This is a genomic window from Wolbachia endosymbiont (group A) of Limnophora tigrina (genome assembly GCF_964263225.1).
Taxonomy (GTDB): domain Bacteria; phylum Pseudomonadota; class Alphaproteobacteria; order Rickettsiales; family Anaplasmataceae; genus Wolbachia.
In genome coordinates, this window is the sequence record NZ_OZ181654.1 from 1,329,873 (window position 1) to 1,345,296 (window position 15,424).

Annotated in this window: 17 protein-coding genes and 1 tRNA gene; 5 read left to right on the forward strand and 13 right to left on the reverse strand. The window is 34.0% G+C overall.

Annotation, left to right across the window (positions count from 1 at the left end; all coding sequences use genetic code 11):
• Positions 1–2 precede the first annotated feature (2 nt).
• Genes mdh through ACE38P_RS06300 form a run of 7 tightly spaced genes read right to left on the reverse strand, consistent with a single transcriptional unit; the run spans position 3 to position 3,787 of the window.
• Positions 3–947: a malate dehydrogenase gene (mdh, locus tag ACE38P_RS06270; protein WP_374699711.1), complete on the reverse strand. Its 945-nt coding sequence runs from the start codon at positions 945–947 to the stop codon at positions 3–5.
• Positions 948–950: 3 nt separating this feature from the next.
• Complete coding sequence (locus tag ACE38P_RS06275; RefSeq protein ID WP_017532371.1) at positions 951–1,526, reverse strand: NADH-quinone oxidoreductase subunit C; 576 nt, start codon at positions 1,524–1,526, stop codon at positions 951–953.
• A gap of 1 nt (position 1,527) precedes the next feature.
• Positions 1,528–2,031 carry a NuoB/complex I 20 kDa subunit family protein gene (locus ACE38P_RS06280; protein WP_007302257.1) on the reverse strand — a complete coding sequence of 168 codons (504 nt, stop codon included), beginning with the start codon at positions 2,029–2,031 and terminating at the stop codon, positions 1,528–1,530.
• Entirely contained in the window at positions 2,022–2,375 is a 354-nt protein-coding gene (locus ACE38P_RS06285; RefSeq protein ID WP_064085468.1) for an NADH-quinone oxidoreductase subunit A, read from the reverse strand. Before ACE38P_RS06285 ends, ACE38P_RS06280 begins: the two co-directional genes overlap by 10 nt.
• 17 nt (positions 2,376–2,392) lie before the next feature.
• The gene (locus ACE38P_RS06290) at positions 2,393–2,761 is read right to left on the reverse strand and encodes an HIT domain-containing protein (protein ID WP_006014413.1); all 369 of its coding nucleotides are present in this window, start codon (positions 2,759–2,761) and stop codon (positions 2,393–2,395) included.
• Positions 2,762–2,767: 6 nt separating this feature from the next.
• Positions 2,768–3,049 carry a hypothetical protein gene (locus ACE38P_RS06295; protein WP_010403548.1) on the reverse strand — a complete coding sequence of 94 codons (282 nt, stop codon included), beginning with the start codon at positions 3,047–3,049 and terminating at the stop codon, positions 2,768–2,770.
• Between the two features lie 3 nt (positions 3,050–3,052).
• Positions 3,053–3,787: a hypothetical protein gene (locus ACE38P_RS06300; protein WP_264686906.1), complete on the reverse strand. Its 735-nt coding sequence runs from the start codon at positions 3,785–3,787 to the stop codon at positions 3,053–3,055.
• Between the two features lie 184 nt (positions 3,788–3,971).
• Here ACE38P_RS06300 and ACE38P_RS06305 point away from each other — a divergent pair, with 184 nt between their 5' ends.
• Positions 3,972–5,348, forward strand: a complete 1,377-nt coding sequence (locus tag ACE38P_RS06305) for a UDP-N-acetylmuramoyl-tripeptide--D-alanyl-D-alanine ligase (RefSeq protein ID WP_264336529.1) — start codon at positions 3,972–3,974, stop codon at positions 5,346–5,348.
• A gap of 48 nt (positions 5,349–5,396) precedes the next feature.
• Entirely contained in the window at positions 5,397–6,347 is a 951-nt protein-coding gene (locus ACE38P_RS06310) for a complex I NDUFA9 subunit family protein (RefSeq protein WP_179945645.1), read from the forward strand.
• Between the two features lie 8 nt (positions 6,348–6,355).
• On the opposite strand, the gene ACE38P_RS06315 is transcribed toward ACE38P_RS06310, so the two are convergent.
• The 4 genes from ACE38P_RS06315 to rpmF form a co-directional block, all read right to left on the reverse strand.
• Positions 6,356–6,429, reverse strand: a tRNA-Arg gene (locus tag ACE38P_RS06315).
• Between the two features lie 142 nt (positions 6,430–6,571).
• Positions 6,572–7,528: a beta-ketoacyl-ACP synthase III gene (locus tag ACE38P_RS06320; protein WP_264377619.1), complete on the reverse strand. Its 957-nt coding sequence runs from the start codon at positions 7,526–7,528 to the stop codon at positions 6,572–6,574.
• Positions 7,521–8,558 carry a phosphate acyltransferase PlsX gene (plsX, locus tag ACE38P_RS06325; RefSeq protein WP_264682563.1) on the reverse strand — a complete coding sequence of 346 codons (1,038 nt, stop codon included), beginning with the start codon at positions 8,556–8,558 and terminating at the stop codon, positions 7,521–7,523. Before plsX ends, ACE38P_RS06320 begins: the two co-directional genes overlap by 8 nt.
• Positions 8,559–8,566: 8 nt before the next feature.
• A complete protein-coding gene (rpmF, locus tag ACE38P_RS06330; RefSeq protein ID WP_029237672.1) occupies positions 8,567–8,749 on the reverse strand; it encodes a 50S ribosomal protein L32 in 183 nt (60 codons plus the stop codon).
• 234 nt (positions 8,750–8,983) lie between these two features.
• Between rpmF and ACE38P_RS06335 the strand changes: the two genes are divergently transcribed.
• From ACE38P_RS06335 to tnpC, 3 genes are all read left to right on the forward strand, one after another.
• The gene (locus ACE38P_RS06335; protein ID WP_029237671.1) at positions 8,984–9,766 is read left to right on the forward strand and encodes an MlaE family ABC transporter permease; all 783 of its coding nucleotides are present in this window, start codon (positions 8,984–8,986) and stop codon (positions 9,764–9,766) included.
• Complete coding sequence (locus ACE38P_RS06340; RefSeq protein ID WP_010405332.1) at positions 9,759–10,460, forward strand: ABC transporter ATP-binding protein; 702 nt, start codon at positions 9,759–9,761, stop codon at positions 10,458–10,460. Before ACE38P_RS06335 ends, ACE38P_RS06340 begins: the two co-directional genes overlap by 8 nt.
• Before the next feature lie 152 nt (positions 10,461–10,612).
• Positions 10,613–11,995 carry an IS66 family transposase gene (gene tnpC / locus ACE38P_RS06345; protein ID WP_374699286.1) on the forward strand — a complete coding sequence of 461 codons (1,383 nt, stop codon included), beginning with the start codon at positions 10,613–10,615 and terminating at the stop codon, positions 11,993–11,995.
• A gap of 171 nt (positions 11,996–12,166) precedes the next feature.
• Here the strand turns inward: tnpC and ffh are convergent, their stop codons facing one another.
• Together ffh and ACE38P_RS06355 are read right to left on the reverse strand one after the other, a co-directional pair.
• Positions 12,167–13,510: a signal recognition particle protein gene (gene ffh / locus ACE38P_RS06350; RefSeq protein WP_374699712.1), complete on the reverse strand. Its 1,344-nt coding sequence runs from the start codon at positions 13,508–13,510 to the stop codon at positions 12,167–12,169.
• The gene (locus ACE38P_RS06355) at positions 13,495–15,054 is read right to left on the reverse strand and encodes a proton-conducting transporter membrane subunit (RefSeq protein ID WP_374699713.1); all 1,560 of its coding nucleotides are present in this window, start codon (positions 15,052–15,054) and stop codon (positions 13,495–13,497) included. Before ACE38P_RS06355 ends, ffh begins: the two co-directional genes overlap by 16 nt.
• Positions 15,055–15,424 lie beyond the last annotated feature (370 nt).

A 15,424-nucleotide genomic window follows, 5' to 3' on the forward strand; every position in this document is an offset into this window, starting at 1 on the left:
AATTAATTTAGCTGACAGAGCTCTTTTACTGCACTTACAGATTTATAAAACATCTCTTGTTCACTATCGTTCATTTTAACTTCTAGAACTTTCTCAACTCCATTTTTGCCAATAATAGTAGGAACACCAATGAATAAGTCTTTCACACCATATTCACCATTAAGATAAGTAGCGCATGGTAATATACGCCTTTTATCTTTTAAGTATGATTCTAGCATACTTATGGCTGAAGATGCAGGAGCATAGTATGCAGATCCAGATTTAAGTAGATCAACTATTTCTTTTCCACCATTACGAGTGCGCTCAACTATTTCATCAACTTTTCCTCGCGTAATCAAACCCATCTCAATGATTTGGGTAAGTGGAATGCCAGCAATTGAAGCATAATTGATTAGTGGTACCATAGTGTCACCATGTCCTCCAAGCACAAAAGCAGATACATCTTCGACAGAAATATTTAACTCACTTGCAAGAAAATAACGAAAACGAGCAGAGTCAAGCACTCCTGCCATACCAACAATCATATTAGTTGGCAGACTTGAAGATTTGTATACTACTGAAACCATAGCATCTAAAGGATTGGTAACCACTATTACAAATGCGTTTGGAGAATGTTTTTTAATATTTTCCCCAACCTCTTTCATTACTGCAGCATTAGTTTGCAGAAGGTCATCTCTGCTCATTCCAGGTTTTCTGGCAATGCCAGCAGTTATTATAATTGCGTCAGAGTTTTTTATATCTTCATACCTATTTGTACCAGTAATATTGACATTAGATCGATCAATAGGAGATGATTCTGTAATGTCAAGCGCTTTACCTTGTGGTATTCCATCGCTTACATCAAGCAAAATAACATCTCCTAGCTCTCTTAGTGCAATCATATGGGCAAGAGTCCCACCGATATTTCCTGCACCAATCAAAGATATTTTTTTTCTTTGTGCTGTCATTTTCTACTCCTTTATATTTACTTTTGTGGCTTTACTACCTTCCCAAGGGGATAAGCTGTCAAACATACGAAAATCTTGTGGTAAGTCTATAGGATTATATACAACCTTTTTTGCCTCTATATCGTATCTTACTTCCTCGTAGCCAGTGAGAGGAAAATCTTTTAACATTGGATGACCTTTGAATCCATAATCCGTTAAAATCCTACGTAAATCTGGGTGATCAGAAAACTCTATTCCATACATATCAAATACTTCACGCTCAAACCACGAAGCTGCGTTAAATATCTTTGCTACACTTAGAGGTATATCACCTTCACATAACTGAAGCTTTATGTGCACTCTGATATTGTGTACAACGCTGAGCAAATTGTATATTAGCTCGAAACGTTTTTCTCTATCTGGGTAATCAACTCCAAAAACGTCAACTAATAATTCAAGCCTACACTTTTCATCATCACGTAGAAAGAGTAAGTGATTTTCAATGTCATTCAAAGCTGAATATATTACAATAGTGCCATCATTTTTCTGAATACATTCACATTTAGTCTTTTTTTGTATGTATTTTGCAGTTTTATCCATGCTATATATTTTTAGTTCGTTTTATTTTATTTTGTAGACATAGCATTCCATATAGCAACGCCTCAGCAGTTGGAGGGCATCCAGGAACATACACATCAACTGGCACAATTCTATCGCAACCACGGACTACTGAGTAAGAATAATGATAATAGCCACCGCCATTTGCACAACTTCCCATAGAGACGACGTATTTGGGATCTGCCATTTGATCATAAACTTTACGCAATGCTGCTGCCATTTTATTAGTTAACGTGCCAGCAACAATCATAACATCTGCTTGCCTTGGGCTTGCACGAAAGATTATGCCATATCTATCAAGATCATAACGACTGGATGCAGTGTGCATCATCTCTACTGCGCAACATGCAAGACCAAATGTCATTGGCCACAATGAACCAGACCTTGCCCAGTTCATTATATAATCTATTAAATCGCCAAATTTAGTGATAAGAAAACCTTCTTTTTTGTAACGATTCCAGTCGCCATTAGATAAATTTATTCCCATTCCAACGCACCTTTACACCACTCATAAATAAAGCCTATAGTAAGTATTGCAAGGAATATCATCATAGACCAAAATCCGCAATAGCTTATTTTAGATAAAGAAACGGCCCAAGGGAAAAGAAAAGCAATTTCTAAATCGAATATTATGAACAATATTGCAACTAAGTAAAATTTTATGTCGAAACTTTTTCTGGCTCTTGATAAAGGATTAAAGCCACACTCATATGTAGAAAGCTTTTCACCATCTGGGTTACTGACTGCAAGAAACATAGGTAATACACCTAAAGTAAAGGATACTACAATTGATACACAGATAAAAATTAATATGGTTAAATATTCACTCATTTAAAAAACATATAACACTATGAATTTACATGCTTTCCTAATCTTTTACCACCTAAAATATGTATGTGAAAGTGCGGTATAACTTGCTCTCCATCTTTACCGTGATTAGTAACTAATCTATATCCTGTTTTTTCTAAGTTATATTTATGTGCTATTTCTCTAACAGTTTTAAAAAAACTTACTATTTCCTCTTCGGAAGCTTTCAGAACAAAATCATCGTATGAAACGTATTGAGCTTTTGGTATAACTAGAATATGAACTGGTGCATCAGGATACTTATCACGAAAAGCTAGCACATTTTCATTTTTATGTATTTCCTCATAAGACAACTCACCTCTTAATATCTTAGCAAAAATATTAGTGTCATCATAAGCTGTACTACCCATACTTTATTAAATTCCTGGTCCTCTTCTATTTTGCTTATGATTTGGTGTAGAAGGTGGGCTTATTGCTGCTTCGCTAGAAGCATCTTCAAGACTTGAAACATCTTTTAGTTGTATATCTTGTCCACGCAAAACTGACCCATAGTCCATTTGGTGTCTTTTTGAAAACGTTTCTATTCTTTTTGCCCTTCTTGCAGCAATAACTTCTGGTTGTAAATGATACATATCTCCAGGAACAGTTAGGCTATGATACCTTTCCTCTATTTTAACTTCTTTCATAACACTCTCCATAATTTATTTCCCCCTACCTCTTATGCTTTCGCAACTTTCAAAATCTTGTTTAATAGCTTTTTGCCAATTATTTAAAATTTTCTCTGATGACTTTTCTTTACCTATAGACCTTATAACTTCTTGTGACTGTTGCTTTTTACTATCGTATCCACTATACAACTTTTCTGCAATATCATACAGCAACTTTCGGTCTGTGTGAACTTTAAACTCTCCACCAGTAATTTTTGCCAAATTTTTGAGATCATAATCAATTTTATTATAAATTTCTTCAAGAGCGTACTTTTTCATTACTTTTTCATCTATACCTGGATTTTTATCTTTTATTTCTTGGATAATCTTCTCAACATCAACTTCAATTACAATTTTGTTTTCTTCTCTAAAAATAGTTATATTTGGCAGATCTTTCCTTATTTTATCTAATTTCTCTGGACTCAAGTAAGGTATATCCTCCGTTAAAGTTCTTGACGCTAAAAAACTTACCTTACCTTTTTCTTGTTTTGTTATTTGTATGCCAAGGTACTTACTAGCTTCTGTGGTTTTTATAGGTGGGTCATATTTCTCTTCTTCTTTAGGTACATCACTCACAGCCTTTTTTAATGAAACTTTAGCATCATGCTTCATTTCATCAATTGAAGCAAACGGTTTCTTTATAGGATAAATAAGTGCTTTAGGCACAAGAAAAAACACGCCTTTTATCTTAGCCAAAATAGACTTTTTATTTGACTCATCTTTTGCCATACATACCTCCAAGTCACTTTCTACAATCAGATAGTAAAATACACCCAATTATAGACGAAAATATTTAAGCTTGTATATCTATTATAAGATGAAATTATAGAGATAGCAATCATTATTTGTACATTACCAAAGTATGTAGTATTTTTGCTGCTTTTCTTGTTCAAATTATCTTTAAAGATAAATTATGTTAAAATGGAACGCAAATAATATTATCGATGCTACTGGCGGAAGAGGGGAGGGTGTTTGTAATTCGGTATATAGCTCAAATATTTCAACGGATACAAGAAGCATAAAAAAAGGCGATTTATTTATTGCTCTCAAGGGAAAGAAATTTGATGGGCATGATTTTCTACATGAAGCATTTTTAAAAGGAGCTGTTGCTGCGGTAGTAAGCGAAGATAAATATAGAAATTTTCCTCTAATTATTGTGCAAGATACTCTAAAAGCTTTGCATAATATGGCATCATATTACATTAGAAATGTTCTTGTTAATGCTAAAGTTATTACAATTACAGGTAGTGTCGGGAAAACGACTACAAAGGACATGCTGCACACTGTTCTATCGCAATATGGAGCGTCTTATGCAAACAAAGATAACTTGAATAATAATATAGGATTACCTTTTACTATTCTAAAAGTCCCAAAAAACTGCCAGTACTTAATCCTTGAAATGGGAATGAATAGAGCTGGTGAGATAAAAGAGCTATCGAAGATTAGCAATCCGGATATTGCAGTTATTACCAACATCGAACCTGCGCATGTTGAAAATTTTTCATCTCTACTTGATATTGCGCAAGCGAAGTTAGAAGTCCTATGTGGTATGAAAAATAATGGTACTTTGATTTTGAACAAGGATAATAAACATTATGATTATCTTTTATCAAATGCTGACAGAAATGTAGTGAGCTTTGGTAAGAATGAAAGTGCTACTGTTCGTTTGTTAGACCTAATAAGAAACGATAGCGGTATAAATTTAAAAATTAAACCGCACAACGGTCAAATTATAAACTGTAATTTACGTTTGCGGGGTGAGCATTTTACATACTCTGCATTAGTTGTGACAGCAGTTGTGCAAAGTCTAGGACTTGATTTATCGAAATTACCACTAGCACTTGAGAATTTTACTGTAACAGAAGGTAGAGGTAATGTTCATCAAGCTAAATACAATGGAAAATTAGTACATTTGATTAACGACTCCTATAATGCTAACCCTACTTCAATGAAGGCTGCAATAAGAACTTTAGGTACATATTCTAATTTAAGAAAAGTGGCACTACTCGGCGATATGTTAGAACTTGGTAATGAAAGCATAGTATTTCATACAGAATTGCTTGACTCTATAGTAGAACAAAATGTGAATAAAGTTCATACAGTTGGTAAATTTATGTTAGAATTGAATAAACTTTTACCGGAGAATATAAAAGGCATGCATTTCGATGATTCTAACCAATTGAAAAGTAATTTAGCTAATATTGTTCAAGGTAATGATGTAATTTTAGTTAAAGGTTCTCATGGAATGAGAATGGACCTTATAGTGCAGGAATTCACAATAGAATATTAAATAAAACTATTGTATTAATTTAAAGTTAAGTTATTGGAAGTTTTAACTGTGATAAAACGTATAGTTATTTTTGGTGGAACGGGATTTATAGGAAAACACATCGTAAGACGCTTGGCAGCGGCGGGGTATTTAATAAGAATATTTACTCGTGATCAGGAAAAAGCTGCTTGTCTAAAGTTATGTGGCAACTTAGGGCAAATATCAATACTTGAAGGAGATTTTTTTAATGAAAAATCAATTTTAGAAAGTATGGAGGGGTGTGATGTTGTTATAAACTTAGTAGGAATATTATATGAAAAAAGAAAATACGATTTCTATACAGTTCATGTTGGAATAGCTGAAAGAATAGCAAAAGCTGCGCAAATAAAAAATGTATCCATGATGATACATTTTTCTGCCATGGGAATAGAAAATGATAAGTTATCAAAATATGCCCAAAGTAAATTGAAAGGTGAGAAAGCTGTAGCTTCGGCGTTTCAAGGAGCAATGATAATTAAGCCCAGTCTTGTATTTGGTAAAGAAGATAATTTCTTTAATAAATTTGCAAGATTAGCAACAATTCTTCCTTTTTTGCCGTTGATCGGTAGTGGAATAACGAAGTTTCAGCCGATATGTGTAACAAACTTAGCTGAAGTGGTATACCGTATTATCAGCTTTAATAAGCAAGATAAAAAAATTTATAATATAGGTGGATCAAAAGTTTACTCTTTTAAAAGCTTATTAAAGTTTATTCTGAATGTGACTAACAGAAAGTGTCTACTGATCAATGTACCTTTTCCAATGGCAAGATTGATAGCCTTTTTCTTAGAAAGTAAAGTTGTTTCTGTGCTGTTAAAACCTATAACTGGAGATGCAAGCCCTATACTTACTCGAGATCAGGTGAAAGTTATGATGAGTAGTTCAATCGAAAAGTCAGATGATCTCGAAACAATGAAAATTAGACCACTAGCAATTGAAAATGTGGTACCAGAATACTTGAAAATTTATAGAAAGCATTGATAGAAGAATGTGCCCGGTAGGATTCGAACCTACGACCCACAGCTTAGAAGGCTGTTGCTCTATCCAACTGAGCTACGGGCACACATCATATATAAAATGCTTCTTAGTACACGTGAAGTCAAGTATTTCTTGTGAATATAATGTTTGTGATAATATCTCAAAACTTTGTCAGTACAGCATGTAACGATAAAATTGAGAAAAAAGAAGCGTGGGTAATAGGAAGTCTAATAGCGCAGTAACACAGAACCCCAGGCTAAACCTGCACCTATTGAAATCAGCAATATCAGATTTCCTGACTTTATTTTTGATTCTTGTACTGCATAGTCTAAGGCTAGTGGAATTGACGCTGCTGAGGTGTTTGCATGCTTATCAACTGTATTAATTACTTTTTCTATAGGAAAATCTAATTTCTTTACTACTGCTTCAATAATGCGAATGTTTGCTTGATGGGGAATGAGCCAGTCAATATCAGTAATCTTCAAACTATTGCATTTTAGAGTTTCCTCTACTGAGGCTGTTAATTTCTCTACTGCATGTTTAAACACTTCTCTTCCATTCATAAGTATCTTTCCAGAATCACGAGTAGAGGATATTCCTCCGTTTGTACATAATAAGTCCACATTGCCATCAGAGTGTAAGTTTGTTGATATAATGCTACTGCTACTCATTTCTGATTTCATTATCACTGCACCAGCACCATCACCAAAGAGTACACAAGTTGACCTATCTTCCCAATCAACAATCCTAGACATTATTTCAGCACCAATAACAAGCGCGTATTTAATTCTATCGTTAGACTTTATAAGTGAATCAGCAACTGTAACTGCATATATAAAACCAGAGCATGCTGCCTGTACATCAAAAGCAAATGCGTTTTTACACTTTAATTTACTTTGTATAATCGTTGCACAGCTAGGAAAAGTTTTGTCAGGTGTTGTTGTTGCAACTATGATCAAACCAATTTCATCTATTGAAATTTTCGCTTTTTCTATAGCATTTTTCGCTGCATTAACAGCTAAATCTGACGTTAGTTCTCCTTCATCTGCTATATGTCTTTGAACTATTCCTGTTCTTTGCCTTATCCATTCATCGTTTGTTTCAACTATCGATGCAATTTCGTTATTACTCAAAATTTTTTTTGGTAGATAAGAACCAGTGCTCAATATGAAACTTTTATTCAATATGACTTACCCCGTTAATTATCTTCTGGTTTAAATTTTCACTGATTGCATTTACTGCAAATTTTATAGCGTGAGCAAAAGAAATAGCATCAGAATTTCCGTGGCTCTTTATAATGATACCATTTAGCCCTAAAAACATAGCTCCACTTCTAATTTTAGGATTAAAACGCTCTAATGCTTTATTTAGCTTGGATTTCAACAATATGCCGACAAGCATTTTTGTCATCCATGAATTAAATACTTCCTGTTTTATTAGACTGATAAAAGTACCAGCAGTTGCCTCAGCTGTCTTGAGCATTACATTACCAACAAAACCATCAGCAACAATTACGTCTATATTACCATCTAAAAATTCACTTGCCTCTATATATCCTTTGAAGTTAATACTTGGAGCATTTTTGAGTAACTCAAAAGCTCCTCTTACTGAGTCAGTACCTTTCACTTCTTCTGTACCAATGTTTAGCAAAGCGACTTCAGGATTTTCAACTTTTAATGCTATTTTTGCAAATATACTCCCCATTAATGCAAATTGAAATAATGAGTCAGTATTACAGTCAACATTTGCACCAAGATCAAGCAATGCAAAGCTTTTTGTCTTAGTTGGACAGACAGATGCAATAGCAGGACGATAGATATTGGGTAATGTTCCTAAAATAAATCTGGAGATAGCCATCAATGCTCCAGTGTTGCCTGAAGACACCATTCCAAAAGCTTTACCTTTTTTCACTGCTTCAACAGCTGCCTTCATACTTGAATCTTTGCGATGTTTCAGTGCAAAAGAGGGTTTATCATTTGGAAGAACATTATCAGAGCAATGGGTAAATTCGGAGTTATCGATTACTTTTTTGTATTTTGAAAGCAAAGGAGATATTTCTTTCTGATCTCCATAAATATGAAAAAAAACTTCAACACCTGGATCAACAAGATTATCCAAGAAAAAACTAGCACCCTGAATTACGGAAAGAGGTGCAAAATCCCCTCCCATAGCATCAAGTGCGATAACTATGTTGTTGTTGACCGTGGGTAACATATCATGAGTTACTCCGCCTTTTGTTTAATGAAAACACGTTTTCCTTTGTAACTATTGTCAACTGCTATGTTGTGAGGCAACATGAATTCTCCAGTTGTTGCACATACCACAATATTCTTAGGCTTAATAGTATGATGAGAACGATGCATATTACGCCTTGACTTTGACTTTTTTCTCTTCGGAACTGCCAAAACTTACTCCAATTCAATTATATAACACAATTTATTAGTAGCATGTTTTTTACAAGAAGTAAATAGCGAAATAAGTAAGGTTTTCTTATACAATTCAGTCTTATAAACTTAAACTCAAGCATTTTGATCAAAGTATATTGAACTTAAGATATATCTTGACTATACTCTGCGATAGAGTTAATAAAAATTTTAATAAAATCAGTAAAACTAATTTTTAGCTAAGATAAATGCAAAGTGAGTTCCTTTGATGTAAACAGTGTTAGAATAATCGGTAGGTGCTTTATCAACTTTCTGTTGAGGCTTGGTAACGCATTTGTGTTTTTTATTCAATCTCTATACCACTGCTTTGTGCCACCGTATTATTTTAGCAATGTAGCAAAACAAATTATAGAGATAGGCTTTTTCTCTTTACCAATTGTTGGGCTCACTGGAGTTTTTATAGGAGCGGTGATAGTTTTACAAAGTAGCTTAAGTGGTCTATTGATTAATCAAGAACAAGTAGTACCTAAGCTTGTTACGATCACTATCATTAAAGAGTTAGGGCCAGTTTTGATTAGCTTAATAATGGTAGGAAAGGTTGGGTCCTCAATTGCAGCAGAAATTGGCACGATGCGCATCACTGAACAAATAGATGCACTTACAACTTTGGACATCAATCCTTTCAAATATTTAATTGCACCAAGAATTCTAGCGTCAGTTATAGTATTTCCAATACTTACAGTATGTGCAGATCTAATAGGAATATTTGGAGGGTATGTCACCGCAGTCTTTGAATTTAACCACAATTTAAATATATACATAAAATATACAGCTCAATTCTTTAATATAAACGATTTTGTTGTTGGGCTAATGAAAGCGACTGCTTTTGGGGCTATAATTTCTGTTTCAAGTTGTTATTACGGTTACCATTGTAGAGAAGGTGCACGAGGAGTAGGTGTTGCTACAACATCAACTGTTGTTTTTTCGTCCATATTGATCATTTTAGCAAACTACTTGATTACTTTGATACATGTATAGCCCCATAATATCAATATTGAACCTAAGCTTGTCTTTTGATGATAGAACGATATTAAACAACATAAGTTTTAATATATCGAAGGGGGAATCATTAGTCATACTTGGCGGCTCAGGAAGTGGTAAATCTGTATTAACAAAAATAATCATTGGATTGCTAAAACCAGACTCAGGGTCTATTAAAATAAATAGTGAAAGCAAAAATAAATTTGGAGTCTTATTTCAAAATTCTGCTTTATTTGACTACGTTACAGTGTGGGAAAATATATCTTTTAATTATAAAAAGCGCTTTAATATCAGCGAAAAGGAGGCAAAACAGCTAGCAATCGAGAAGTTAAATGATGTTGGACTGGAGGAAAGCATAGCAGATATGTTTCCAATCGAGCTATCAGGCGGAATGAAAAAAAGAGTAGCACTTGCAAGGGCGATTGCGCACAATCCAGAAATTATTGTATTGGATGAGCCAACTTCAGGATTGGACCCAATTATGTCAGATATGGTAAACGAGATAATAATAAAATTATCTAAAGACTTTAACCCTACAATTATCACGATTACACATGATATTCATAGTGCATTTAAAATAGCTGATAAAATAGCAGTATTATACGAAGGGAATATTATCTACCACGGAACTGTCCAAGAAATACAAAATACTAATAACGAATATATAAAAAAATTCATTCATTATATATAGCTATAGGTTTACAAACGATATTGTGAATGCCATATCTACCCTAACTTGAGCTACTGACAATTGTCGTTCTGTTGTGTCCGTTCAGCAGAGCGGCAAAATAAGGTAGACAAAGCAAGATAATAAAGATAATCATAGGGTAAATATGAGGTAATATGGTAAACCTTTTAGAACTCTGCAAAAATTTACAGCAAAAAATAGAAAAGTTAGAAGCAAAAATAGAAAGATTGGAAAGAGAGAATGAAAGTTTAAAAGCAGAGCATGAGGCTTTAAAGATAGAGAACGCTGAATTAAAGGAAAGGCTAGGTTTAAATTCAAAAAACTCATCAATTCCCAATTCAAAAGAATTATACAAAATGAAAAAGGAAAAGCCAAAAAGCGAAAGAAAGATTGGTGGTCAAGTTGGGCATAAGGGTAATTATCGTGCTAAAATGGAAGCAGATGAGGTGATAAAGATAGAGTTGTCACCTACTTGCGAATGCGGAGGGAAGATTGCAATATGCGAAAAACCTTATATTCATCAGAAAGTAGATCTTCCGGAGATTAAGGCTTATGTAATGGAATATCAGTTGGAACATGGCCGTTGTCAGAGATGCGGAAAAAGAAGAAGTAGCAAGTTACCAGAGGGTGTTACGCCAGATACATTTGGCCCAAGGGTTAAGTCAGTAGTTGCAGCACTCAGTGGGTTTTATAAAAATTCAAAGCGCGAAGTAGCTAGCATCATAAATGATATCTTCAATTTGAACATAAGCGTCGGTAGCATATCAAATAGTGAACATAGAGTTGCTTCAAAATGCAAAAAAATGTATGAGCAGATCGAACAAGAGATAAGTAGGAGTAAAGTTCTACATATTGATGAAACGAGCCATTATAACAAAGGTAAACTCGCTTGGTGTTGGATGTTTGCAAGCAATACGGCAAGTTTTGTGAAGTTGACAGAGTCAAGGGGAATGAAAGTTTTAAAAAATAGTGTATGCTGCAATCGTAATAGCTTGGTAGTAACCGACAGATATGCAGCATACAACTACTTTGCTGATGAAAGAAGGCAAATCTGTTGGGCACACTTAGCAAGGGATTTTGAAAGATTAGCGCATAGTTGGAAATTTGAAGTTAAAGTTCTGGGCTGTTACTTGAGAAATGTAGCCACTGAGTTATTTGCACTGAAAAAAGCTTTACTAAAAAATGAGATAGATGTTTCAAGATTTATTAGACGTGCCAAGAAATTGCGAAAACGTACAAGGTATTATTTGAAGGAAATATCTCGCTTACCTGAAGCAATTGGAGCGTCTCGAGTTGCAAAGAATATTTTGAAATCTGAAAGAATGATGTGGAAATTTTTAGATGACCCAGAAAATACTCCGCTGACAAATAATCACGCTGAACGGCAAATACGGCATTATGTCGTTTATCGCAAAAATTCATATTTTACACAATCAGAACGAGGAAACTCATTCCTTGAGCAAATAATTTCGTTATACTTAACATGGAAACAGAGGAGGCTAAACCCTTTTCACAATCTTCTATCTATCGTTTCTTAAACCACTCTGCTGAACGGATACATAAAACAACGCATTAAATATAGCTAAAGTAACTTATATCAATTTTTATTATTATGCCAATTCCAACTGCGAAAATTTATTGAATTTGTTACTTCACTACTTAACAGCAATTACAACTGATGATTTTATTTCATTCTACTACCTGCTGATTTATTTTCTGCTCAGCATATCCATTAAATCAGATTCTTTGAGTTTATTATGATCAACTTTACTGAATTTATTCACCATAGAGCTCATTTGATTATACTGCTTAATTAGAAGATTAACGTCAGTTACACTTGTTCCGGACCCCTTAGAAATTCTAAGTCTTCTTTTGCCATTTAAAATATCTGGATTTTGCCTTTCTTTTTCGGTCATTGAGTTTATGATGGCTATATATTTTTTCACTTTATTGTCGTCTGGCACACTGCTACTTAGCTTTTTTGTGAATGAACTAGGGATGAATTTCATTATGTTGCTAATGCCATCCATTTTACTCAGAGTTTTTAACATTCCCACTAGGTCGTTTAGGTCGAATTTACCCTTTTTTACTTTCTTTTGTAACTTATCAATTTCTTCCTGACCAACAATCTCAGCAGCTTTTTCAACCAATGATACAACATCACCCATGCTAAGTATCCTTTTTGCAATTCTATCGGGATAAAAATCATCGAGGTCACTTAATTTTTCACCACAAGCAATAAATTTAATTGGACAATCGGTGATCATTTTCATAGAAAGAGCAGCACCACCACGTGCATCACCATCAACACGGGTGAGAATAATGCCGGTTACACCTATTACCTCATTGAATGATTTGGCAATGTTGACCGCATCCTGGCCTATCATTGCGTCGGCTACTAAAATAACTTCTGCAGGTGAAGCTATTTCCTTTACGGCTTTCAACTCATTCATCATATTATTGTCAATATGAAGCCTGCCTGCGGTGTCTAGTATTAATACATCATAATTATCGTTCTTTGCTGCTGCCAGTGACCTTTTTGTAATTGCAATAGGCTCCTCATTTATTACTATAGATAAAGTTTGTACGTCTATCTGTTTACCCAGCACCTCAAGTTGTTTCTGGGCAGCCGGCCTATAAATGTCTAAAGAGGCAAGCATCACTTTTTTCTTTTGCTTTTTTAGCTTTAAAGCAAGCTTTCCTGAGGTAGTTGTTTTACCTGCACCTTGTAAGCCCACCATCATAATCACAGCAGGGGGTTTAACTGCTAGATTTAAGTCACTTTTCTCTGATCCGAGAACTGCAACTAAATTATCCTGCACAATTTTAATTATCATTTGTGCTGGAGAAACACTTTTTATGACTTTTTCCCCAATCACTTTATCTTTAATGTCGTTGATGAATTTTTTTGCAACTTCAAGTGAAACGTCAGCTTCAATTAAAGCTATACGTATTTCACGCATGGCAAGATTAAAATCATCTTCAGAAATGATCGACTTTCCTCTCAGTTTACTAAATACAGAATTTAAACTTTCAGTTAACGATTTAAACATAATAGCATTAGTAGAATACTCATTAAAAAGAGAGAAGAAGCTGAAACAAAACTTACTGAGTTATAACTTAGCACTTCTTTAAGTTTAGTAATATTATTAAAGTATAAATTAGTAAGTGAATTAGTCAAGTTTTGCAGTACGTTGGCAGACATTTCTCTCACTTTAAAGACCAATTGATTGAACAGCAAGACAATATAGGGTACGAAAGCTCTAAAAATCCAATCAATATCCATTTTAAAATTTATTCTTGGGTAAAATAACTTGCGTAAAGGAATAAACAATAAAGTGGTACATAATAACAAATTAAATTGCGACAAAATATTTTTTGTGTTGTACACAAAATCGAAAATCGAAGGGTTATTGTAAATAGGCAAGTAAGGGTTGCCAGCAATTATACATATGAATGCTAAAATAATCATTGTTATTCTACCTTCTTTCCCTTCTGAAGGTTTGGACTTGCTTTTAGCGATAAATATGTAATAGAAAAACTTGAGCCCCACGCTTAAATAAAGCAGTAAATTTAGAATCTTGTATAAATTTTTATACACTTCTAAATTAGCACCACTTGCTTCAATCTCGGCTGTAATGTATGATTTGCTAATAAATCCAACGGTTCCAGGAAATGCAGCCACTGTGAATATCGCAATTATAGCACACATGCCTTCGACTGACATCAATTTACCCACTCCATTAAAACTAATTGTTTTTGTCCGCGAAATAATCGCATTGCTAACCACAAACAATAATGATTGATAAACAAGAGAGAAAATTATGTGTAGCATCAAAATTGGTGTTGCCTTTTCCGAAGGGCTGAGTAAACCTCCTGCAATAATCAGCAAGCCCATTTGTCCTACAACATTATAGCATAGAAATCTACGAATATTTTGCTCAAGAGAAGCAAATATAATGCTGTAAATTACAGTGATGGCGCCTACAAGTGCTAATATTTCAGTACAATCTTGCCATAGGGTGTAAGTGTGTAAAAGCATCACTAAAAAAGAGACTTTAGTGGTAAATAAAGAGAGATATGTAGTGCCATGTAGTGATGCAGCAGGATATGCATCAACAACCCAAAACGAAAAAGGAAAACAAGCGCAGTTTATCAATAAACCCAAAATTATCAGGTTAGTGCTTTGAAGTGCCAATCCTGCTGTCAATATAACTCCAACCAAAAAGTGTACACAAGCGTACCTTATTGCAGATCCACTATCTCTACAGCTAGCTGCGATAATAAAAAATGCACTGATGGTCATTAATTCAAAGAATATTATAACCAACATTATCTGCTTGGATAAAATTGCACAGAGTGAGCAGGTAGTATAAGCAAAAAAAGATAGCATCTCTGAAAAAGTCAAATTTTGTGTTGGTAGAACAGCTAAAAATGCAACTGATAAAAAAGATATTAGTACGATACGAAAAGATAAATCAAAATTTAGAACTGGATGAGAGCAATTCAGTGTAGTACCTAAATTTTCAGGTAATATTAGGACTATCACTATTAATGTAGTCAATAGAAATAGCAATAAAAATTTATAAAGTTGCACAATGATGTAAAACAGTATGGTTTATGCTACATCAACATACAAATAAAATCAATTTGCATATTAACCACTAGTTAAGCTAATTACCATATAATTATATCAGGGTTTAGAAGGTTATAGAGAAACCGGTCAGATTAGGTTTTTAATCTAATCTGACCGATAGCTTTAATATAGCACTCCTAATTCACAGTGCTACACTCGTGCATAATTTATTTTTAATTTGTGCACGAGCGTTAGTAAATTATTTACTTTTTGAAATAAAATTTGGCATCAATTCAATATCCAGAACTTCAGTAAGTCTGCTAGTTGAGAGTGATTTACTTTCTTTGTTTTAAGTATCTGCATAAATCTAATGGAGCTGCCAGTTTTCAAT

What these genes read in the sequence shown, in the direction of transcription:
- ACE38P_RS06340 (WP_010405332.1), top strand. Translation starts at nt 9,759, where the DNA reads ATGTATAGCCCCATAATATCAATATTGAACCTAAGCTTGTCTTTTGAT.
- ffh (WP_374699712.1), bottom strand. Translation starts at nt 13,510, where the DNA reads ATGTTTAAATCGTTAACTGAAAGTTTAAATTCTGTATTTAGTAAACTG.
- tnpC (WP_374699286.1), top strand. Translation starts at nt 10,613, where the DNA reads ATGGTAAACCTTTTAGAACTCTGCAAAAATTTACAGCAAAAAATAGAA.
- ACE38P_RS06290 (WP_006014413.1), bottom strand. Translation starts at nt 2,761, where the DNA reads ATGGGTAGTACAGCTTATGATGACACTAATATTTTTGCTAAGATATTA.
- ACE38P_RS06295 (WP_010403548.1), bottom strand. Translation starts at nt 3,049, where the DNA reads ATGGAGAGTGTTATGAAAGAAGTTAAAATAGAGGAAAGGTATCATAGC.
- ACE38P_RS06275 (WP_017532371.1), bottom strand. Translation starts at nt 1,526, where the DNA reads ATGGATAAAACTGCAAAATACATACAAAAAAAGACTAAATGTGAATGT.
- plsX (WP_264682563.1), bottom strand. Translation starts at nt 8,558, where the DNA reads ATGTTACCCACGGTCAACAACAACATAGTTATCGCACTTGATGCTATG.
- ACE38P_RS06280 (WP_007302257.1), bottom strand. Translation starts at nt 2,031, where the DNA reads ATGGGAATAAATTTATCTAATGGCGACTGGAATCGTTACAAAAAAGAA.
- ACE38P_RS06285 (WP_064085468.1), bottom strand. Translation starts at nt 2,375, where the DNA reads ATGAGTGAATATTTAACCATATTAATTTTTATCTGTGTATCAATTGTA.
- ACE38P_RS06300 (WP_264686906.1), bottom strand. Translation starts at nt 3,787, where the DNA reads ATGGCAAAAGATGAGTCAAATAAAAAGTCTATTTTGGCTAAGATAAAA.
- ACE38P_RS06305 (WP_264336529.1), top strand. Translation starts at nt 3,972, where the DNA reads ATGTTAAAATGGAACGCAAATAATATTATCGATGCTACTGGCGGAAGA.
- mdh (WP_374699711.1), bottom strand. Translation starts at nt 947, where the DNA reads ATGACAGCACAAAGAAAAAAAATATCTTTGATTGGTGCAGGAAATATC.